The organism is Pseudovibrio sp. Alg231-02 (assembly GCF_900143565.1).
In the GTDB taxonomy this organism is placed as follows: Bacteria; Pseudomonadota; Alphaproteobacteria; order Rhizobiales; family Stappiaceae; genus Pseudovibrio.
The window spans coordinates 200,478-221,147 of the sequence record NZ_FREX01000005.1 but is presented as its reverse complement, the minus strand read 5'-3'; the positions used below and the strand labels follow the sequence as shown (position 1 = coordinate 221,147).

The 20,670-nt window shown below is 51.7% G+C and carries 20 protein-coding genes; 11 read left to right on the top strand and 9 right to left on the bottom strand.

Annotation, left to right across the window (positions count from 1 at the left end):
• Positions 1-41: 41 nt before the first annotated feature.
• From DHN43_RS15340 to DHN43_RS15325, 4 genes are all read right to left on the bottom strand, one after another.
• Positions 42-1,769, bottom strand: a complete 1,728-nt coding sequence (locus DHN43_RS15340) for an ABC transporter ATP-binding protein (RefSeq protein ID WP_063308231.1) — start codon at positions 1,767-1,769, stop codon at positions 42-44.
• Between the two features lie 12 nt (positions 1,770-1,781).
• Positions 1,782-2,744 carry an ABC transporter permease gene (locus tag DHN43_RS15335; RefSeq protein WP_063290307.1) on the bottom strand — a complete coding sequence of 321 codons (963 nt, stop codon included), beginning with the start codon at positions 2,742-2,744 and terminating at the stop codon, positions 1,782-1,784.
• A 21-nt stretch (positions 2,745-2,765) separates the two neighbouring features.
• Entirely contained in the window at positions 2,766-3,746 is a 981-nt protein-coding gene (locus tag DHN43_RS15330; protein WP_057461862.1) for an ABC transporter permease, read from the bottom strand.
• An 82-nt stretch (positions 3,747-3,828) separates the two neighbouring features.
• Positions 3,829-5,409 (bottom strand): ABC transporter substrate-binding protein, encoded by a 1,581-nt coding sequence (locus tag DHN43_RS15325; RefSeq protein ID WP_057461861.1) that lies wholly within the window; start codon positions 5,407-5,409, stop codon positions 3,829-3,831.
• Positions 5,410-5,722: 313 nt separating this feature from the next.
• Here DHN43_RS15325 and DHN43_RS15320 point away from each other — a divergent pair, with 313 nt between their 5' ends.
• Positions 5,723-6,073, top strand: a complete 351-nt coding sequence (locus tag DHN43_RS15320) for an ArsC family reductase (RefSeq protein ID WP_108819153.1) — start codon at positions 5,723-5,725, stop codon at positions 6,071-6,073.
• Positions 6,074-6,176: 103 nt separating this feature from the next.
• On the opposite strand, the gene DHN43_RS15315 is transcribed toward DHN43_RS15320, so the two are convergent.
• Positions 6,177-7,292 (bottom strand): B12-binding domain-containing radical SAM protein, encoded by a 1,116-nt coding sequence (locus DHN43_RS15315; protein ID WP_208995438.1) that lies wholly within the window; start codon positions 7,290-7,292, stop codon positions 6,177-6,179.
• A gap of 240 nt (positions 7,293-7,532) precedes the next feature.
• A complete protein-coding gene (locus DHN43_RS15310) occupies positions 7,533-8,336 on the bottom strand; it encodes a creatininase family protein (RefSeq protein WP_108819151.1) in 804 nt (267 codons plus the stop codon).
• A 207-nt stretch (positions 8,337-8,543) separates the two neighbouring features.
• Between DHN43_RS15310 and DHN43_RS15305 the strand changes: the two genes are divergently transcribed.
• The 3 genes from DHN43_RS15305 (at position 8,544) to DHN43_RS15295 (ending at position 11,172) form a co-directional block, all read left to right on the top strand.
• A complete protein-coding gene (locus tag DHN43_RS15305; protein WP_159096863.1) occupies positions 8,544-9,527 on the top strand; it encodes a hypothetical protein in 984 nt (327 codons plus the stop codon).
• 178 nt (positions 9,528-9,705) lie between these two features.
• Positions 9,706-10,467 carry an ABC transporter ATP-binding protein gene (locus DHN43_RS15300; RefSeq protein ID WP_108819149.1) on the top strand — a complete coding sequence of 254 codons (762 nt, stop codon included), beginning with the start codon at positions 9,706-9,708 and terminating at the stop codon, positions 10,465-10,467.
• A gap of 177 nt (positions 10,468-10,644) precedes the next feature.
• Entirely contained in the window at positions 10,645-11,172 is a 528-nt protein-coding gene (locus DHN43_RS15295; protein ID WP_057461855.1) for a MarR family winged helix-turn-helix transcriptional regulator, read from the top strand.
• A gap of 51 nt (positions 11,173-11,223) precedes the next feature.
• On the opposite strand, the gene DHN43_RS15290 is transcribed toward DHN43_RS15295, so the two are convergent.
• Complete coding sequence (locus DHN43_RS15290) at positions 11,224-11,769, bottom strand: DinB family protein (RefSeq protein WP_208995437.1); 546 nt, start codon at positions 11,767-11,769, stop codon at positions 11,224-11,226.
• Between the two features lie 184 nt (positions 11,770-11,953).
• Between DHN43_RS15290 and DHN43_RS15285 the strand changes: the two genes are divergently transcribed.
• Together DHN43_RS15285 and DHN43_RS15280 are read left to right on the top strand one after the other, a co-directional pair.
• Complete coding sequence (locus DHN43_RS15285; RefSeq protein WP_063290301.1) at positions 11,954-13,018, top strand: LacI family DNA-binding transcriptional regulator; 1,065 nt, start codon at positions 11,954-11,956, stop codon at positions 13,016-13,018.
• Between the two features lie 570 nt (positions 13,019-13,588).
• Positions 13,589-14,035 carry an AprI/Inh family metalloprotease inhibitor gene (locus DHN43_RS15280; RefSeq protein ID WP_063290300.1) on the top strand — a complete coding sequence of 149 codons (447 nt, stop codon included), beginning with the start codon at positions 13,589-13,591 and terminating at the stop codon, positions 14,033-14,035.
• 7 nt (positions 14,036-14,042) lie between these two features.
• On the opposite strand, the gene DHN43_RS15275 is transcribed toward DHN43_RS15280, so the two are convergent.
• Positions 14,043-15,221, bottom strand: coding sequence for a pyridoxal phosphate-dependent aminotransferase (locus DHN43_RS15275; RefSeq protein WP_108819148.1), 1,179 nt, complete (start codon positions 15,219-15,221; stop codon positions 14,043-14,045).
• A gap of 194 nt (positions 15,222-15,415) precedes the next feature.
• Between DHN43_RS15275 and DHN43_RS15270 the strand changes: the two genes are divergently transcribed.
• The 5 genes from DHN43_RS15270 to DHN43_RS15250 all read left to right on the top strand — a co-directional run bounded on the left by DHN43_RS15270 (position 15,416) and on the right by DHN43_RS15250 (position 19,440).
• On the top strand, positions 15,416-15,652 hold the full coding sequence (locus DHN43_RS15270) for a hypothetical protein (protein WP_057461851.1): 237 nt from the start codon (positions 15,416-15,418) through the stop codon (positions 15,650-15,652).
• Positions 15,653-15,846: 194 nt separating this feature from the next.
• The gene (locus tag DHN43_RS15265; protein ID WP_108819147.1) at positions 15,847-16,944 is read left to right on the top strand and encodes a CobW family GTP-binding protein; all 1,098 of its coding nucleotides are present in this window, start codon (positions 15,847-15,849) and stop codon (positions 16,942-16,944) included.
• Between the two features lie 6 nt (positions 16,945-16,950).
• A complete protein-coding gene (locus DHN43_RS15260; RefSeq protein ID WP_063308220.1) occupies positions 16,951-17,928 on the top strand; it encodes a WD40 repeat domain-containing protein in 978 nt (325 codons plus the stop codon).
• A 19-nt stretch (positions 17,929-17,947) separates the two neighbouring features.
• A complete protein-coding gene (locus DHN43_RS15255; protein WP_108819146.1) occupies positions 17,948-18,472 on the top strand; it encodes a DUF2937 family protein in 525 nt (174 codons plus the stop codon).
• 26 nt (positions 18,473-18,498) lie between these two features.
• Positions 18,499-19,440, top strand: coding sequence for a LysR family transcriptional regulator (locus DHN43_RS15250; RefSeq protein WP_108819145.1), 942 nt, complete (start codon positions 18,499-18,501; stop codon positions 19,438-19,440).
• 14 nt (positions 19,441-19,454) lie between these two features.
• On the opposite strand, the gene DHN43_RS15245 is transcribed toward DHN43_RS15250, so the two are convergent.
• Entirely contained in the window at positions 19,455-20,543 is a 1,089-nt protein-coding gene (locus tag DHN43_RS15245) for a Glu/Leu/Phe/Val family dehydrogenase (protein ID WP_057461845.1), read from the bottom strand.
• Positions 20,544-20,670 lie beyond the last annotated feature (127 nt).

Below are 20,670 nucleotides of genomic sequence, written 5' to 3'. Positions count from 1 at the left end.
CCCGCTGGGGGCCCTTTGTGGTCTTTAGAATGTGAGTGGTGTTAGGCCAGTTCTTCTTCCAGATTTTGGCGGGACAGGCCGTCCATGCTTGGCATCAGGGAGAGGAGCTCCCTAGTGTAAGCGTGTTGAGGTTTGTCGAAGAGGTCTTCGGTATCAGCAACTTCCAGAAGCTGGCCGTGGCGCATAACACCGGTGCGGTTACACATCTGGCGGATGACTGCGAGGTCGTGGCTGATGAACAGCATGGTGAGGCCCAGCTCGTCCTGCAAGTCTTTGAGCAGGTTGAGGATTTGTGCCTGAATGGATACGTCCAGCGCGGAAGTTGGTTCATCACAAACCAAGAAGCGAGGGCGTGTCGCCAAGGCGCGGGCAATGGAGATGCGCTGGCGCTGACCACCGGAGAACTCGTGCGGGAACTTGGCTGCCGCTGCGATGCCTAGGCCGACGTGCTCCAGAAGGTCATCAACGATCTGGTTCACTTCGCTGTTGGTGCTGGCGAGTTTGTGGAACTTGATTGGTTCAGCCACAATATCACGCACACGCATGCGGGAGTTCAGGGAGGAGAACGGATCCTGGAAGATCATCTGCATCTGGCGACGCATCGCCAGAACCTGCTTCTTGTCTTTCAGGCTGGTCAGTTCCTGTCCTGCAAAGTGGGCGGTGCCGCCTGCCGGGTGGTAAAGACCAGTGATGACGCGGGCCATGGTTGATTTACCGGAACCACTTTCGCCCACGAGGCCAAAGGTTTCACCTGCATGGATGTCAAAGCTGACTTTATCCAGAGCGGTGAAGTACTGCCTGTTTTTAGAAATCCATGCGTCCTTGGTGAGGAACTTCATGGTGATGTCTTTAACATCGAGCAGTGGGCCATCGACAGATTTGTAGTCACGCGCCTTGCCCAGCCAGTGGGTGCCGATGTCGATTTGCTTGAAGGGCTTTGCTGAGCCTTCAATGTAATCGACCTGCGGGAAGCGGTGTACTTTTACGTCCGGACGCGGAACGGCGGCGATCAGGCTTTGAGTGTACGGGTGCTTTGGAGCGCCCAGTACCTGCTTGGATTCGCCGTATTCAACCAGATCACCCCGGTACATCACCGCAACGTGGTCGGTGAGATCTGCGATCACACCCATGTCGTGGGTGATGACGACCATCGCCACGTTTTTCTCTTCACACAGACGCTTCATCAGCTTCAGGATCTGAGCCTGAATGGAAACGTCAAGCGCGGTTGTTGGCTCATCTGCGATGACAACTTCCGGGTCTGCGCAAAGAGCGAGAGCGATCACCACACGCTGGCGCATACCACCGGAGAATTGGTGCGGGTATTGCGCAATGCGTTCTTCCGGATTTGGAATGCCAACCTGATCCAGCAGATCAACCGCATGGGCGCGAGCTTCTGTCTTGGAGAGCGGCAGGTGCAGGCGGATGGTTTCGACCAGCTGGAACTCGATGGTCTGGAGTGGATCCAAAGAGGTTAGCGGATCCTGAAAGATCATGCCAATGCGCTTGCCGCGCAGTTTGCGCATGCTTTCAGCCGCGAGGTTGTCGATACGTTTGCCGTCGAGGTGGATTTCACCTTCGGCAATCCGGCCTGGATTTTCCAGAAGACCGATGACGGCGTTGCCAACGGTGGACTTGCCTGCGCCACTCTCTCCAACCACGCCGAGGATTTTACCGGCGTCTACGGAAAGATTGACATTACGGGACGCCGTGAAGACGTCTTTGCGGCTCGGAAACTCAACAGTGAGGCCGCGAATATCTAAGATGCTCATGGTCTGGCCTCCCTAGCGCAGTTTCGGGTTCAAAGCGTCGCGGAGCCAGTCGCCCAGCAGGTTTACTGCCAGCACGAGGATCGCGAGCGCCAGACCTGGGAAGATCGCGATCCACCACTCACCTGAGAACAGGAAGTCGTTGCCGATGCGGATCAGGGTGCCCAGAGATGGCTGTGTTGATGGAACACCAACGCCAAGGAAGGAGAGGGTTGCTTCTGTGATAATCGCCAGAGCAAGGTTGATGGTTGCAATAACCAGAACCGGACCAAGCACGTTTGGCAGCACGTGGCGGATCATGATGATCCATGCCGGAATGCCAATGACGCGGGCGGCCTGAACATACTCTTTGTTCTTCTCCACCAATGTAGAGCCACGAACTGTACGTGCGTATTGCACCCAGAATGACAGGCCGATGGAGAACGTTAGAATCCAGATTGCCCAGGTCTCACGATCGATGTTACCAAAGATGCCGTTTGCAATGCCGTCGATGAGCAATGCCAGCAGGATGGCCGGGAAGGTAAGCTGGACTTCAGCGATACGCATGATGATCGCGTCTGTGCGGCCACCGACATAACCGGAAATCAGGCCGAGGGAGATGCCGAGGACTGCGGCAAATGCCACAGACAGGAAGCCCACTGCCAGAGAAATACGCATTCCATACAGGATGCCAGAGAGCAGATCGCGGCCCTGATCATCTGTGCCCAGCAGGTAGCGTGGGTCGGACCATTCCATACCAATCGGCGGAATGCGTGCGTCCATGATGCTGATCTGAGCCAGATCGAACGGGTTGAACGGTGCGACGAGCGGAGCAAACAGGGCTGCGAGCATCAGCACTACCGTGGTGAAAGCCGCGAGGACTGTCACCTTGGAGCTGAGGAAGCTGTGCAGCAAGTCGCTGTCGAGGAAGCGGGCCATTGCGGAGCGCGGGGCTTCTGAAGCCTCACTGCCGGAAACGGTTGGTGTGTTATCTGTCATGATTATTATCCTTACCGTTTCTTATGCGCGGCCGCGTTCGGTGCGCAGGCGTGGATCAATCACGACGTAGAGAATGTCTACGATGAGGTTGATGAACACGAAGATGAAAGCGGTGAGCAGCAGGTAAGCTGCCATGATCGGAATATCCACGTTCTGCACGGCTTGCAGGAAGAGGATGCCCATGCCCGGCCACTGGAACACGGTCTCGGTGATAATCGCGAAGGCGATGATGGAGCCGAGCTGCAGACCGGTGATGGTGATCACAGGGACCATCGTGTTTTTGAGGGCGTGGATGTAATAGACAGACCGGTTCGGCAAACCGCGGGCGCGGGCGAACTTGATGTGGTCGGTCCGCATCACTTCCAGCATCTCAGCGCGGATCAGGCGCATGATGAGGGTCATCTGGTACAGCCCAAGCGTAATTGCCGGCAGGATGATGGCCTTCAGACCGCTGATGGTCAGGAAGCCTGTGTCCCAGAAAGACCCCAGGGCAACGACCTCGCCGCGGCCAAAGCTTGGCAGCCACTGCAATGTGACCGAGAAGAAGAAGATAAACAGGATGCCGATAAAGAATGTTGGCAGAGAGATACCTACAAGAGATACCGACAGGAACATCTTTGAGAGCCAGGAATCGCGGTTCAGACCTGTGTAAACGCCCATTGGAATACCCAGCAGCAATGCAAAAATTGCAGAGGCGAAGGACAGTTCCAGAGTTGCAGGCAGACGGCGACCAATCAGGTCTGCCACAGGCTGCTTGAACTGGTAGGAGTTACCGAAGTCAAACTGGATTGCGCCCAGGACATAACGGAAAAACTGAACGAGAACAGGGTCGTTCAGACCGAGGCGCTGGCGCAAGGCTTCACGCTGTTCCGGGGTGGTCTCAATGCCCACCATCTGGTTTACAGGATCTCCAACAAAGCGGAAGAGCAGGAAGGAGATTAAGGCTACGACAAACATGACCACGAGAGCCATGGCGATACGCCGGGAAATAAAGCCAAACATGGTGTTTTATAGTTGTTCCTGAGAATAGAGGCGCCCGGCGCCTAGGGCGCCGGGCTATTATTTTGTTGGCTAAGCCGTAGACTTAGTTCTTCACTACAAACTTGAAGTGGAACTCGTTATCCGCACGCTGCTTCAGAGTAACCTTGTCGGATACACCCCAAGCCAGACCCTGCTGGTGCAGTGGAATGTGAGATACTTCGTTGTTCAGGATTGTGTAGGCTTCGGAGATCATGCTGTTACGCTTCTCTTCGTCGTTTTCGGAGAGAACCATTTTTGTCAGCTCATCAACACGTGGGTTACAGTAACCACCGAGGTTGAATGGTCCGCCAGCACCTTTGTCATCACGACAGTTGTTGAGGTTGAGCAGAACGTTGTAGCTGTCGAATGAACCTGGGGTCCAACCGAGCATGTAGAAGGACGTGTCAAAGCCGCCAGATGCCAGGATCTTAGCGAAGTACTTCGCTTTAGGCTGTGCATTCAGGTTTACTTTGATGCCTACGCGCGCAAGGAATGCTGCAGTTGCCTGACAGATTGCTTCGTCGTTGACGTAGCGATCATTGGGGCAGTCCATGCCAACTTCAAAGCCGTCTGCATAACCTGCTTCTGCGAGAAGTGCCTTTGCAGCAGCCGGATCGTACGGGTAGCGGGAGAAGTCACCGGAGTTTGCGAACAGGAATGGTGAGATCATCAGAGCAGCAGGCTCGGACAGACCACGCATGATTTTCGCTTTGATCGCATCAACGTCAATTGCCTGATAGAACGCCTTACGAACGCGAACGTCCTTGAACGGGTTCTTGCCTTTGATGTTGGAGTAGGTCAGCTCATCACGCTTCTGGTCGAAGCCAAGGAAGATGGTGCGCAGCTCAGGACCGGTCAGTGCAGATGTGCCTGCATTGCTGTCCACGCGTTTGATGTCCTGTACCGGGATCGGGAACGCCATGTCCAGCTCACCGGAAAGAAGAGCTGCAACGCGGGTTGCATCAGATCCGATTGGAGTGAACTCAACGCCAGTCAGGTTGTGTACTTTCTGGTCCCACCAGCCGTCGTTTACGGTGAAAGTGGTTTTTACGCCTGGCTCATGCGTTGCAATCTTGAACGGGCCGGTGCCGTTTGTGTTCAAAGATGCATAGTTTGGATTGGTGTCAGAAGCGCTTGTCACTTTTACAGCGTTGTTTGCTTCAGTCCATTCCTTATCCATGATGTACCAAGTGGACCACTCGGAGTGCAGGATAGGGTTTACGCCTGTCAGGACGAAATCAACGGTGTAGTCGTCTACTTTCTCAACCTTGACGTCCGCTGCGATACGGGTTGTCAGGTCAGAGCCTTCAGCGCGAACACGGTTTGCAGAGAAAACCACGTCGTCAGCATTGAAGTCGTTGCCGTTGTGGAACTTTACGCCCTTGCGCAGGTGGAAGCGCCAGCGGGTTGGTTCAATAACTTCCCAGCTTTCTGCAAGTGCAGGCTCGATCTGGAGATCAGCTGTACGGCGAACGAGACCTTCATACACATTGCCGTGCATGGCCATGGTGAATGTTTCGTTCAAGCTGTATGGATCTAGCTGATTGTATGTACCTTGAAATGCGAACTTCAGCGTTTCAGCATTTACCTGAGTTCCAGCAGCAAGCGTCATTGCCAATGCAGCGGATGCAATCTTTAAACGCATTCTAAATTAACTCCCCTTTTCCCCTCATGCAGAAAATTAATTGTTCTGCAGGGCCCCTCTGGTTTCGCCGACCACTTATTAGGCGGATTCTGGCGTCTTAGTGATATTACCCATATGAATGAATGCGTCTAGGGGGCATTGCGTAGTTGAAACGAGGAATTAATGTGGGCGCAGCGCAATTTCATAGCGTATTCAGGTGCTAAGGGATGTATTTCTTGCGGTTTAATGCGCGTCAGTTGAGAGACGCACTAACGTTAAGATGAGTATATTTCATCTAATGATGAGGAAATGAAGGGTTCTGATCTTGTTGATTATGTATGGTATTCGCAATTGCGACAGTGTTCGCAAGGCTCGTAAACTTCTGGATGAATCTAAAATCAACTACAATTTTCACGATTACAAGAAAGATGGTGCAGATGAAAATGCACTGATAGAGGCCTGTGAACGATTCGGTTGGGACGTTGTTTTGAATAAACGCGGTACCACATGGCGCAAATTAGATGATGAAACCAAGGCTGGTGTCACGGACCAGGCTAGCGCTATCGCCTTAATGGCACAGGAAACTTCATTAATTAAAAGGCCACTTATTATTGGTGGAAAACAGCTTTTGCTTGGATTTGATGCGTCTTTGTGGGGCGAAATTTTGGAAAAAGGAGAGCTGTAGAGACAGTTAAACTGTTCTAAGCTCTCCTTAATTGGACGGTAAAGTTTAAGGGTTGGGATCCTTTAGGCTTAGCCATCCTTCCTATGGTATGAGGCGCTGGCAATCACGTAATCTGAAGCGTGGTTGCCAACCCGAAATCTTTTATCTGACGAAGTTTTCTCGAAGCTGACCGCGACATTGAGTAAAAATGCTGCGAGAATTCTTCTGCACCTGCCTCAAGCTCTTCACAGGACATGTTTTTTGGCTGGTAGACCGCATGGGCACCATCAAATTCTCCCCAATTGTCAGAGAGCAATCTGTCCTCCTCTTTCAGCTGTTTGTAGAAGCGGGAGCCGGGGAAGGGGATGGCGATGGCCGGTGCGGTAATATCTACCCCTATGTCATGATAGAACTTGGCGGTTTCGATGAAAATTTCTGGTGTATGCTCGTCGAAGCCAAAAATAGCCGTGGTGTCGACAATAATTCCATGTGTATGAATGTTAGAAATTTGAGATTTTAAGTTTTCAGGTTTTACAAAACCCTTGCCTGCACGCTTGAGTGCTGCCTTGGACGGGGTTTCTATTCCAATGAGCAAGTACTTCGCGCCGGACCTTGCTGCGGCTTCCAGAAGTTCCGGATCATCTGCTATGCGAATAGTGGTTTCGCCTGCCCATCTAATCTTGAGCGTTTCTAATGCTTTGAATAATTCCAAAGCGTATTCGCGATCCTCCGTCAGGTGGTCGGCGTGAAGTTCGACCCAATCGGTTTCCATTTCGGAAATCTCATTGATTATGTCGGGGATTGGGCGATAGCGGGTTTTGCCAAGCATGCCGGGGATGAGGCAGAAGCTGCAGTGGTGTTTGCAGCCGCGACTGACCAGCACGGACCATTCCCAGCCATACTGCTCTGCGGTGATGAGATGGCGCGGATATGGGTTAAGCTTGGACATGTCGGCGTAGGTGCCGGTGTATCTCGGCTTGAGGCTGCGGTTTTGCGCATCCTGTAGCAACTCATCCCAGACGTTTTCACATTCGCCTGTCATCACCGCATCTGCATATTCGCTGGCTTCTTCTGGCATGAAGGTGGCGTGGAGGCCGCCGATCACAACCTGACTGCCTTTTTCCGAGAAAGCTGAGGCGAGCTCGTAGCCTCGGTTGGCATCCGGGGTTGCGAAGAAAAGCACCACGAGGTCGGCAGTCACCTTGCGGGGATCGACCATCTTGATGGTTTCGTCATGCATCTCCAGCTGAAAATGGTGGGGGGTTGCTGCCGCAGCTGAAAAGATGGACTGAGGCGGGCCTCCACGCGCTTTCTTGTAATCTTTAAAATAGCTCGGTGCAGATGCTTTGATGAGACAGATCTTCATTGCCAACCTCATGTGTTTGTTTTGAATAAACTGTCATAAATGACAATTTATAGCAAGAGGAATTTTTTATGAGGTGTTACCGCATTGAAATTATGTGATTAATTCAGGCTCTAGTTAATTCTTGGTGAAGGATGAGACGTCAAATCTCTGCACATCGCGCAGGAGTTTAATGAACTCCTGCGAGGCGTGTGTGAGGGATGCCTGACCTTTCTCCGCTGTGGCGAGCACCGCATTACCGAGGGCGCCGGTCTTGTTCAGGTCCTCACTCATCCAGCCATATTGATGGCGGCCATGGGCCCGCAGGTAGGCATCTTTGTTGATGTGGTCGGTTTGGGTAGAGGTGAAGTCTATCGCCTGATCCATGCGTACCAGATCAGGACGTAAGGAGAGCATGATGGAGGTTTCGATATCTCCGCCGTGAATACCGTAGGTGAACTCTTCCTCAGCATAGAGGCCTTCTGGTTGGCCGAAGCGGAGCCAGCTGGATTCCACGGCCAGCATGTTGTGCTTAAGGCGCAGCTCGCGGGTGATGATGTCCATCAGCGGTGAGTTGCCGCCGTGGGAGTTGGCCAGCACCAGCTTGCGGATGCCTGCTCTGGCAACACATTCCCCGATCTCAATCCAGGCTTTGACGGCAGTTTCCCATGTGAGGCTGAGTGTGCCCGGGAATGAGTGATGCTCGTCTGACTTGCCGACGGCCTGAACGGGCAGGAATGTGACTGGTAGATCATCGGGCAACAGCTCAACCGTGCGAGCGACTTGCCCCTCTGCGATGCAGGTGTCGGTATAGACCGGCAGGTGCGGGCCATGCTGCTCAATCGCCGCAATCGGCAACACCGCGATCCACTCGCTGGTGTCACTCTTCGAGAAGTCAGTTGTTGTCATCTCATGCCAAAAACGGCGGGGCAGGGCGCTCATGTGGTTTTCCGGTGCTTGTTGTCTTGCGTGCAGAGTAACGTGTTGAAGCGCGGACGTCATGGGGGAAGGAACAGGATGCTCCGGTTTTTCAGAGGTAGTGGGTAGGGAGGCGTTTACTCTGGTGATTGGCTGTTGGGGCTGATGGCTCACGTGAAGAGCTGTGCCTCGTCCTTCTTGTTGGCTAACAATAAGAAGGAGAAGCCGATTATGTTTTCCAGAAAGACACGAAAAGGACTACTTGGTGGCGTTGCTCTGGCGCTGGCTGGGGTGATGGCTGGTGAGGCTGGGGCTGCGAATGGTGTGCTTATTACCACTAGCTTCTGCGACCGTTTCACAAACTCCAGAAATTTGATTTGGAGCCAAGATCAGTTAGGTACCGACAATGTTTTCTACATGAGGGCTGATGGACAAATTTATCAGCTTGAAGGCAATACTTCATTTAAAGATCTGGAAAAGTTGGTCGTTTCGACACACGGTAACTGCAATCAAATTGCTGGTATGACAACCCAACAATTTGCTACACGCCTAAACACAGCAAGGGTGGGTCAGACTGATTCATTAAAAAGAGTACTGTTTTTTTCTTGCAAATCTGCAGCTGAGAAAGTTGGTACCCCGGATACTTTGGAAACTGATAGTATTTTATCCGTCCTAAAAAACGAAACCAGATTTAGTAATACTGGTGCAATTATTGGCTGGATTTTGGGGGGATATTTTGCGGGCGCAGGGAGCTCAGACTTTAGCAGCGCTAAATATACTACTGGTAAGGACTTTGAGTATCTGTCCCCTGACTATCCAGGAGGTGTTCCGCTGGCAAAAAATGCGGCGAAGTATCTTTCTGATTTTAGACTTGGGGTTTTAGATAATCTTTGGAGTGTGGCGACCAGTGTTTCACACAGCGGAAAAATGCTTTCTATTGGCGCATTCTGTGAGCAGATGGTTCAAGCTTCAGCTGCAGCGGGTCCGGATGATGTAAAGAAAAATATGAATGCAGCTGTTTCTGCCTCGAACAAGCTTTTGCGCTCAGAATATGGATTAACTAATGATAAAAATAGTCTCGTGGGATGGACACATCAATATCTTGGAGTAGCGGGAAATTCGTCAGCTTGTGGTGCAGATGTTGCACCGGGGGGCAATGATGTCAGAGACTGCAAGAAAGTAGTTAGAGGTGATATGACCACTTTCTGGAATTAAATCGATCTGAATGCCTATTGCTTGCCTTCTATATAGATGATGATATCTCTTTATTCTCTTGAAGGTTTGTGATCGTGGCATCAGAGTTTTGCTTGAAGTTTGAAAGTTATTGAGCCGTTTGTGCATTGAAACCCGATATGCTCGGGTTTTGTGTTCAATCTTAACTCAAGGAAAGATAATGAACTCCCCCCTCCTGTCCCTAAACAACATCTCTAAGACCTTCGAAAATGGCACCACCGCTATCGATGGGTTTAGTCTTGATGTGCGGGCGGGGGAGTTTTTGAGTATTCTGGGGCCGTCAGGGTGTGGGAAGTCTACTATTCTGCGGCTCATTTCCGGGTTGGAGGAGCCAAGCTCGGGCGAGATTATCCGGTCTGGACAGGGTGAGGTTGGGTTTGTTTTTCAGGAACCGACCTTGCTGCCTTGGGCGAATACCTTTGAGAATGTCTATTGGCCGTTGAAGGTGAAGGGTGTTTCCAAGCGTGATGCGAAGGATCGCGTTGAAGACGCGCTGGAGATGGTCGGGCTTTCCAGTTTCGCAGCGTACATGCCCTCTGAACTTTCTGGCGGCATGAAGATGCGGGTTTCCATCGCTCGTGCTCTTGTGACCAAGCCGAAGCTGTTGCTGATGGATGAGCCGTTCGCAGCGCTGGATGAGATCACCCGTAACAAGCTGAATGATGATCTGCTTGAGCTGAAATCCACCCATGACTGGACGATCCTGTTCGTGACGCACTCTGTTTATGAGAGTGTGTTTCTGTCTTCCCGTATTGTGGTTATGGCCGCTACGCCGGGGCGAATTACCCATGATATGGCGCTGGATGCTTCTTACCCACGCTCGCTGAACTACCGTATGGAATCACAATACGCGTCGTACTGCCGTGAAGCGGTGGATGCGTTGGAGCGAGCGATGGGACACCGGATAAAAGTATCCGCGTAACCTCAAAAATCCCACTGAGTAGAACTAAAGAGCTTAAACACCTAAGAAATCTCATTAGGTCACTAAATAATTATCGAACTGTCATCTGAGTTATATATTCGGCGGCTATCACTGCTGTACGGCGCCTTTTTTCGGGCGTTTTACGTTGATCGGGACAGCAGCGAGATTAGCCAGACCATGGGTTTTAATTTTAAAAAAAGCACGACATTTCGTCTTGCGCAAGCAGCGAAGGCGCAGCGGGCGCGTTCTGGGGCACACCTTTCGCGCATCGGATTGCATCCGGGGCAGGAAGCTGTTCTGAAAGTTTTGAGCGAGACTGATGGCAAGACCATGAGCCAGTTGGCTCTGGCGCTTGGGGTTCAGCCGCCAACCGTGACAAAAATGGTGACACGCCTGACAGCTCAAGGGCTTGTTTTCCGCCGCATTTCGGAAACAGACGGCAGGCTTGCGCGCGTGTTCCTGAGTGAAGAAGGTCGTGACCGGATTTTGCTGGTAGATCGTGCATGGAAGCGTCTTGAGAAAGAAGCGCTTGCAGGTATGGATGACAAAGACCGCAAGAAGCTTCGTCGCTTGTTGCGTCAGGTTGAGAAGAACCTGTCTGCCAGCTTTGAAGATGATCCGGATTTGGAAGATGAGCTGGAGAACGAAGATAAAACTGCGCAAGAGCAGGCTGCGAAGAAGGTAGAGCTGGAAGCTGCTGATTAAGCTGAAGGCGCAAGGCCTGCGTTAAACACAGGCCAATGATTTTTTATTGATTTAAGCGTCCTGGCAGAGGAACAGCAGGTCTGTATCTGGTGTTTCCAGTCCAAACTGAGTGAGAAGGGTTGTTATCTGCCCTCTGTGGTGGGTTTGGTGGTTGAAGAAATGCAGCACCAAGTCCCCAAAGTTTTTCGTTGCAGGAATGCCTTTCATGTTGGCATAGGTGAGAGCGTTCTCCGCTTGGGTGACGGTGATGTCCCCTGCAAATTCTTCAATGATTGCGTCCAGCTTTTGCCGTGCAGCCTTCAGGTCTGACCAGCTGTCGTACGGAATGGATGTGAGTGCTGTTGGCACTGGAAACTGATCAAGTTGCTGCAGGCTCTCATATGTTTGGGAATGCTTTGCGAAACGGCGCAGCCAGGCCAGATCTCCCACCACGATATGATTGAAGGTCGCGAAGACTGATTTGAAGAACGCACCGCGGTTTTCTTTGAGTTGCGCATCGCTCAGCTGCTCCGCGCATTCGTAAAGCCTTGCATTCATCCAGGTGTTGTACTGGGCCAATAATTTGAAGTCTGAATACATTTTCTCGAAACCTGTCATTTGCTTATGTATTTCGCTAAAAAATATCAGCATGTTTGATGGGTTTGGCAAGTGGCTAAAACTTGAGAATTCATAATGAATTCTCTTTGTTGGCAGTGTGGAGTATTGCTATTTTCTAATGTTGCTGTGCATAAGTGCTTAAGAATACAAACTGGATCCGGCTGGATATGCGAGGACATCGGCATTGAGCGGCACAGGTAAACCATTGAGATTAGGAGATCTTGCTGAGAAACTGGGCGTTTCGACGGCTACGGTTTCTTTGGCTTTGAGAGATTCCCCTTTGATCGCTAAAGCCACGAAAGCACGGGTGAAAGCCTATGCTGAGGAAGTGGGCTATATCTATAATCGGTCAGCTGCATCTTTGCGGACATCTCAATCCAATATGATTGGGGTGGCGGTTCACGATATTCTCAATCCCTATTTTGCTGAGGTGTTTCGTGGGCTGGAAGAAACTCTGGCGCTGCACAACAAGACCATTCTGATTTGTAATCACCGCGATATTGTCGAGCGGCAGAAGCATTTCACCGATACGCTGCTGCAGCATCGGGTTGATGGGCTTATTCTGTGCGCTTCGGTTGGCACGACTGACAAGGACATCAACTCCATTGTGCGGCAAGGAGTGCCAGTCACGCTGGTTTGCCGCGATGTGGCCGGGGCGGATGCGCCTTGCGTTCGCGGAGATGACTTCCTTGGGTCCTACCGCATTACAAAACATCTGATTGAGCAAGGGCATACCCAGATCGCAATGGTTGGTGGCCGGCGTGGCAGTTCTGCCGGACGCGACCGGAACCGCGGCTGGCGCTCAGCGCTTGAGGATGCGGGGATCAATGCGGATGAGCAGTTGGATATTCCTGAGTTGATGACGCAGGATGATGGCCGATCCATTGCCAAGCAGATTGTGCAGACGGATCCTCGACCAACGGCTGTGGTGTGTTTCAACGACCTTGTGGCACTGGGTGTAATGAGTGCTGTTCGGCGACTTGGCGTTGAGCCGGGGCCGGGCCTGGCAATTGTTGGTTACGATGACACCGAGGGTACGGAAAATAGAACACCAGCCCTGACCACTGTGGACAATGGGGCCGGAACCATTGGTGTGAATGCTGCAGAACTCATGCTTTCACAGATGAATGGCGAAAAGCTCAGTAATGAACTGACGCTAATCGAGCCTAAGCTGCGAATTCGTGAGAGTGCGCCGCCTCCGGGTGAGCGGCTGGTGTCAGTGGACGGGCTGTGCGCGAACCCTGAGTAACTGCCATTTGAAACCAAAAGGCAGTTTGGTGATCGTGAAACTGCCTCATTGAAACTCTATGTTTACTATGCCGCGCTTATCTAAGCGGCATCTTGTATTGCGTTTGGAGTTTCGTCATGGTCAGTTCTCGTGGAAGTATCGAAGATCATAAAGACTTGAAGATGTTTGGTTTTTTTACACTCGCCATGACGTGTATGGTTCTTCTCGTTGGCTAACTCTCTAAATCGACTCGCTTCGCTAGGTTGAGAGGACTGCTCATTTTTGAGTGCTCCTCGCGGTGGCCTTTGAGTTTTGGGGGGCTTGCCTTGCTTGGTTGTCTTTTGATGCGAAATGCAAATCACCTAAAACGAGTGCGTTTTGCACTTCATGTAAATAATAACTAGTATGTAATTAGATTTATTTTAGATTGTATCTGTACTCAACAAGTAATGCGTGTATTTGTTTTTGAGTTAAATCCATGAATAAGTTATGTTTTTAGATCTGTTATCTCTCACTTAATTTCCTGTTAACCTTGAGTTAACTGATTGCGCCCAGAATCTGTACATAAAACAGATCCTGGAGGCTGTTCGTATGCATGGGATTTTGAGAAAAACAGTAGTAGCTGCCGGCGCAACCCTGGCGTTAGCTAGCTTTGGCGTCCTATCCGGTCAAGCCAGTGTAATTTCTGGTCACTGGTCAATTTCTGATGTGTTGTCGTCTAAAACCTGCTCCGCGCAGCTTGGTTCTGAGCCTGCTGCGAGTGGATATGGCAACTCGTTTGAGACCAAGAATTGTCAGGGACTTTATGCGCCTATCTCCAAAGCCACAGCGTGGCAGTGGAGCTATGATGATGGCTTGTCGCTGATGGATGCAGACGGGAAAGTCGTGCTCCAGTTTGATATTGATGAGCTTGATGGGTTGACCTCGGTTGGGCCTTCCTCTCTGTTCCTCATCATGCAGCCTGTGCATCAGGACAGCAATGCCCCAGACCTTTCCGACTTGATCGAAAAGGCCATTGTGGTAACAGCGCAGCGTTAGAGCTTTCCTACTTGGTGTGGGTGCTGAGGAAATCACCCACACGGCTTAATGCACGGCTGATGTTCTCCTCTGAATTGGCATAGGAGAAGCGCAGATATCCCTCTCCCAGGACACCAAAATCAGGTCCGCCGATGAGCGCAACACCGGCTTCCTCCAAGAGCGCTGAAGCTAAGGGCTTTGCTTGCCATTTTGTTTCTTTGATATTCGGGAAGGCGTAGAAGGCGCCTTTGGGTGTGTTGCAGGAGATGCCGGGCAGGGCGTTTAGTCCCTCCACCACGAGCTTACGTCGTCGGTCAAAAGCCAGCATCATCTGATCTACTGCATCCTGTGGGCCTTCGATGGCGGCAATGCCTGCGTATTGACTGGGTGTGTTGACGCACGACCAGCAGTTCACGGCAAGCTTGCGGGCTTTATCAATAAGAGAAGCCGGCCAGACGGAATAGCCCATGCGCCAGCCTGTCATAGCCCAAGTTTTGGACCAGCCATTGAGTAGGATGAGTTGGTCTTTGAGCTGCTCGAATTCCATTAAGGACGTGTGCTTAAGCCCGTCATAGGTCATGCGGGAGTAAATCTCGTCAGATAGGACTGGCAGGTTTGGATGGTTTTCCAATCCCTTTACCAGCTTCTCTATCTCAGAGCGCGGTGTCACGCCGCCTGTCGGGTTGGCCGGGGAGTTGAGGATGAGTAGAGCTGTGCGCTTATTGATGAGGTTCAGGGTTTCCTCGGCTGAGAAAGCAAAGTCGTTTTCTTCACGGATTGGCACCGGGATTGGTGTTGCTCCGGTGAACTCAATCATGGAGCGATAGATTGGGAAGCCGGGGTCTGGGTAGAGGATTTCCTTGCCGGGCTCACCAAACATCAGGATTGCCATGAACATGGAGACCTTGCCGCCGGGAACGACCATCACGTTGTCTGGTGAGACATTCGCTCCAGTTTCAGCATGCACGCTTGCTGCGATGGTTTCGCGGAGCGGGAGAATACCCGTTGCACCGGTGTAACCGTGGTGGCCATCGCGTAACGCTTTGACGGCTGCCTCCACGATGTGTTCTGGTGTTTTGAAGTCTGGCTGACCGATGCCGAGATTGATGATATCGCGGCCCTGCTGAGCGAGCTCAGTAGCCCGTGCCAAAACGGCGAATGCGTTTTCATCCCCGATGCGGTCAAACGCCTCTATGGTTTTCAGCATGATGGTTGGCCTCCCAGTTCCCCAAAACGATCGGCTGGATGGTAGGGGATGGAAGCGATTGAATGCAAACGGAAATTAGTTGAGTGGGTTGAGCGCTGGAGGTGAGGTATTCCTGTTTAAGCTATCGGTGTCGGTTTCTTGCTTCTGTCAAATAACGAGCCTAGGATCACCTTATGTTTTGAATGGAGATTTTTATGAGTGGTCTTCGTGTGCCTGAGAAGATCAGGTCTTTGGGTGTTTTTCAGTTTGTGACGAGAAGCCCGGCGCGCATTGTTGTGACAATGGCGATGATGATTTTGATTTATATGTTTTTCTTCTCTCCCTTGCTGAACAGCAGTATGCCGGTTGCCATTAGCTTTGCGGTGTTCTTCATCATCTTTTGCATTGGTTTTCTGCTTGTTCTGGAGCTTCGGCGCAAGCTTGGATTGTGACGTGGGCTAGATGGTGCTGCCAATTCCTGGGGGACAGAAGGTGCGATAACAGCTAATCCGCAGCTAGGGTCTTTTGCTGGCAGAGCAACTGTCTATATTGAGGGCAAGAGATTATCGCATAGCTGCGCTCATTTGCATGAATTTGCTCTAAGTGCCAGCTGAGTGCGAGCGCACACCCATCCAAGGAGACGTAAATGTCCGAGGCTGCTGATAGCCGTATTCCTGTTACCGTGCTGACCGGATATCTGGGCGCAGGTAAAACCACTTTGCTGAACCGTATTCTGAGTGAAAACCATGGCACGCGCTATGCTGTGATCGTCAATGAGTTCGGCGAAATCGGTATCGACAATGACCTTCTCGTTGAGTCCGACGAGGAAGTTTATGAAATGAACAACGGCTGTATCTGCTGTACAGTTCGTGGTGATTTGATCCGCACCGTTGAGAACCTGATGAAACGCAAAGGCGCGTTTGATGCGATCATCGTGGAGACCACGGGTGTTGCTGATCCGGCTCCTGTTGCACAGACGTTCTTCATGGATGATGACGTGCGCGATGCGGCTAGGCTTGATGCTGTTGTTGCGGTTGTTGATGCCCGCCATGTCCAGCAGCGTTTGAAAGACACTAAGGAAGCAGAAGATCAGATTGCGTTTTCTGACGTGATTTTGCTGAACAAGACCGATCTTGTTTCAGCAGAGGAACTGGCTGGTGTTGAAGCGGCGATCCGTAAGATCAACCCGTATGCGAAGATCCACCACACAGAACGCTGCCAGATCGCGATTTCGGATGTTCTGGATCGTGGAGCCTTTGAGTTGGATCGTATTCTTGATCTTGATCCGGAGTTTTTGAAAAAGGCTGAGCACGCGCACGATCATGAGTGTGGTCCGGATTGTGATCACGACCATGATCACCACCACCATGGGCACGATCACAAACATGATCATGACCACCCTGACCATGAGTGTGGCCCAGATTGTGATCACGACCATGAGGACACGCACTCTGTGAAGTCCTATTCCTTCACGGTTGGTGATCTGGACCCGAAGGTCTTCTTTGACTGGATCAATCAGATTACGCAGATTCAAGGGCCGAACATTTTGCGCATGAAGGGTATCCTGTCGTTCAAGGATGATCCGCAGCGCTATGTGGTGCAAGGCATTCATATGATCGTAGAGGGCAATCATCAGCGTGACTGGCGAGATGATGAAAAGCGGGAAAGCCGCATTGTCTTCATCGGCCGTGAGCTAGATGGTGCTGCGCTGAAAACTGCGTTTGAAGCCTGTGTTGCGGAGTAAGTTCTGGTGCCTGTAACTGCTCCTCTTGATACCGATGGATTTGTTGTTTCTGCGACATTTCTGGGTGATGTAGCTGCCTTTGCCAGCGGTGAAGGTTCTGTCTTTTTTGCTGGTGGGCCGGAAACCCAGACACCGGTTCACAAAAACGGCCTGCTTTGTGCAACGCCTTCTTTAGATGGCAAATCTCTGATCACCGGTGGTGGTGATGGCAAGATTTGTAAAGTTAGCGCAGATGGAAGTGTTGAAGAGCTTGCTGAGCAGCCGCGTAAATGGATCGACATTATTGCAGCTGGTCCGCAGGACAGTGTGGCCTATGCATCTGGTCGTACGGCTTGGGTTCGTCTGAAGAGCGGCGAGATCAAAGAATTTCAGCTGCCGCGTGCCTTTGCTGGTTTGGCGTTTGCGCCTAAAGGGATGCGTCTTGCTGCATCCCGCTATGATGGCGTGACGTTGTTTTGGGTGAATGCCGCAGGTGATCCGCAGGAACTGAGTTGGAAAGGTGCGCATAGTCTGGTCACGTATTCTCCTGAAGGAAAGTACCTTGTGACCACTATGCAGGAGAACGCTCTGCACGGATGGCGTTTGGCCGACAGCCAAGACATGCGCATGACCGGTTATCCGGGTAAGGTGAAGTCAGTGAGCTGGTCTGCCAAGGGCAAGTATCTGGCCACGTCTGGTGCTCAGGCTGCGATCCTCTGGCCGTTTATGGGCAAGAGTGGTCCTATGGGGCAGGCACCACTGGAGCTTGGCGTGCGCGGGGACAGCATGGTGACGACTGTTTGCTGCCATCCAACTGAAGAAATGGTGGCGATTGGTTATCAGGATGGCATGGTGATGGCCGTTCGGTTCCACGATAATGCTGAAGTGCTGTTGCGCCGTCCGGGTGCTGGTCCTGTTTCTGCCCTTGCCTGGGATAAGAAGGGGAACCGGCTGGCATTTGGTACAGAAGAAGGTGCTGCTGGAGTGATCACTCTGGTAGATTAACTTAGAGGAGAGGTTTGCAATGATGTTTGCAAGGGTATTGACGCTTGGCGTTGCGCTTGTAAGCGGCACTGTGACCTCTCAGCTTCCTGAGTTTGCCCAGCAATACCGTCAGCGTATGGGCGGCGCTATTGATGCGCTGGAGGAAGTGAAAGCCGATTTTGTTGCGGATGCGACTGCTACCCACCGAAGCGCTTCTGCTGCATTAACGCATATGGCACAGAGTGCGGATGAGTTTGTGCAGTTGCGCGGGATGAGCGTTGAGCGGTCATTGGATCGCCTTGAGGCTTTGAAAGAACAGCAATTGGCGATGGAAACCGCTGCTGTGTTTGAGCGCGTCTGGATCTTCATGAAAGAGCCGGACACTAAGCTTTCCAAGGCAACCTGGGAAGACTTTGAGCCTGCTGTGCCTGTGACCATTGAAGGTGGAGTGCTGGCTGGGCTTGGGTTTGCGGCGGGTTTGTTTCTTTTGCGGATGGTTGGCATAACAGGGCGTGTGAGACGTCGCCGGAAGCGCCTACAAAGACAACAGGCTGATGCTCGTTGACTGCGACCACCTATGAGGTTTGATCGATGGATTCCATCACACGAATTAGATGTTTTTTGCAGGTGGTAGAAAGCGGTGGCTTTTCGGCTGCAGCACGGGATATGGGGCGCTCCAAGGCGCTTATTTCCAAGTACGTGAGCGAGCTGGAAGACGAACTGGGCGTGCGCCTGCTGAACAGGACGACCCGCCAGATTTCTCTGACCCAGGTTGGTGAAGCCTACTTCCGCGAAGCCGGTGAGCTGTTGCAGCGGTTTGATGACCTGAAAGATGCTGTACAGCAAGACCATCGGGAGGTGCGTGGCCGGTTACGGCTCAGTGCTCCGCGTTCGTTCTCTGAAGCGACGCTGGGCAGAGTGCTTGCTTCGTTTTTGCAGGAACATCCGCGCGTTGAGCTGGACATCGAGATGGAAGATCGTTTCGTCGATATTGTCGAGGAAGGATATGATGTCGCCATTCGTGTAGCAGAGCTTGAGGATTCCAGTCTGATTGCGCGGAAGATTCGGGATGTTCGTGTCATGGTTTGTGCCTCTCCTGCGTATTGGGAAGCATATGGTATGCCTGAGAAGGCAAGTGATTTGGCGAATATGCCGTGCATCATTGATACCAACTACAAGCACAAGACCAATTGGATGTTTCTGGCAAATGGAGAGCGGTTTTCTGTTCCCGTTAAAGGGCCGATGCATGTGAACAGTGCGAAAACTGCGGTTGCAGCAGCGCTGGCAGGCCTTGGCGTTGTGCGTTTGCCGATCTTTTATGTGCTGGAAGAGTTGATGGCAGGTACGCTGATTCCGGCGTTAGAAGACTACGAAGTGCCAGGGCCTGCGATGTACGCGGTCTATCCGCATCGTAGGCATCTGTCTGCGAAGGTGCGTGCCTTTGTTGACTACATGGTCAACTGGCACAAGCAATTGGAGCAGCATGGTGACTGCCCCAAAATGCTTGATGGACCTTTGCCAAAAGAGGGCTAGATCAGCCCTCCGTTTTAAGCTGGATTATGGTGATGCTGGAAGCGCTCTTCAGCCAACTCATCTGCGATGATGTTGGTTGGGCGCTTTTCCGCATCAGCTCGATCGAAGATCTGAGCAAGCGTGCCACCGATCGCGAGGGTCTTCTGACGCACGATTGAGTCTGATGCACCAGGCTCGCCCAAAGCGACAGAGATTACACCGCCTGCATTGATGGCGTAATCTGGAGCGTACAGGATGCCGCGCTTCATGAGAGCTGCGCCGTCTTCCTGTGTTTCCAGCTGATTGTTTGCAGCTCCTGCGACCACAGCTACTTTCAGCTCCGGGATAGTTGCAGCATTCAGGCCACCGCCAAGCGCACATGGGGCAAAGATATCTGCTTTGACGAGATGTGCGTCGTCTGGCGATACGCTGGATGCACCGAGCTCTTCGATTGCGCGTGTCACTGCCGGATCATAGATGTCGGAGACAATCAGGTTAGCGCCTGCTTCATGCAGCTGGCGGGCTACATCATATCCCACATGGCCCAGACCTTTGAGTGATACAGTCAGGCCTGAAAGGTCTTCAGAGCCAAATTTGTGCTTGGCAGCTGCTTTGATGCCAACGAAGGTTCCCAGTGCAGTGTACGGCGAAGGATCGCCAAAACCAGTGGCATCTGTCCCGCGAGCAAACTGAGTTTCGCTGCCAATGATTTCCATATCATCTGAGCTGATGCCCACATCTTCTGCGGTGATGTAGCTACCGGAAAGGCGATTGATGTGTCTGCCGAATGCTCTGAGAAGCTCTGGGGTCTTATCAGTACGCGGGTTTGCGATGATGACTGACTTTCCTCCTCCCAAAGCAAGGTCAGCCAATGCATTCTTATAGGTCATGCCTTTTGAGAGGCGGAGAACATCAGTCAGAGCTTCATTTGCGCTTGCATAGTTCCACATGCGACATCCACCGAGACCGGGACCGCGATTGGTATTGTGAACCGCGATGATCGCTTTCAGGCCCGTCTCGTTGTCTGTTGCAAATACGATTTGCTCGTGGCCAGCGAATTCTGGATGATCCAATGGGGTCATGTAGGTATCGATCGTTATTTTATTATGCAATGGCACGTTCATTCAGCCCTCCCAAACGAAATTGAACAAGAAGCGTTGCGGGGATATTGATTTATTCTTAAAGCAATATCCGGTTTATTTCGTAGGTGATGGGCATCAAATTCGGAAGAATTATCCGAATGGTTCTAAA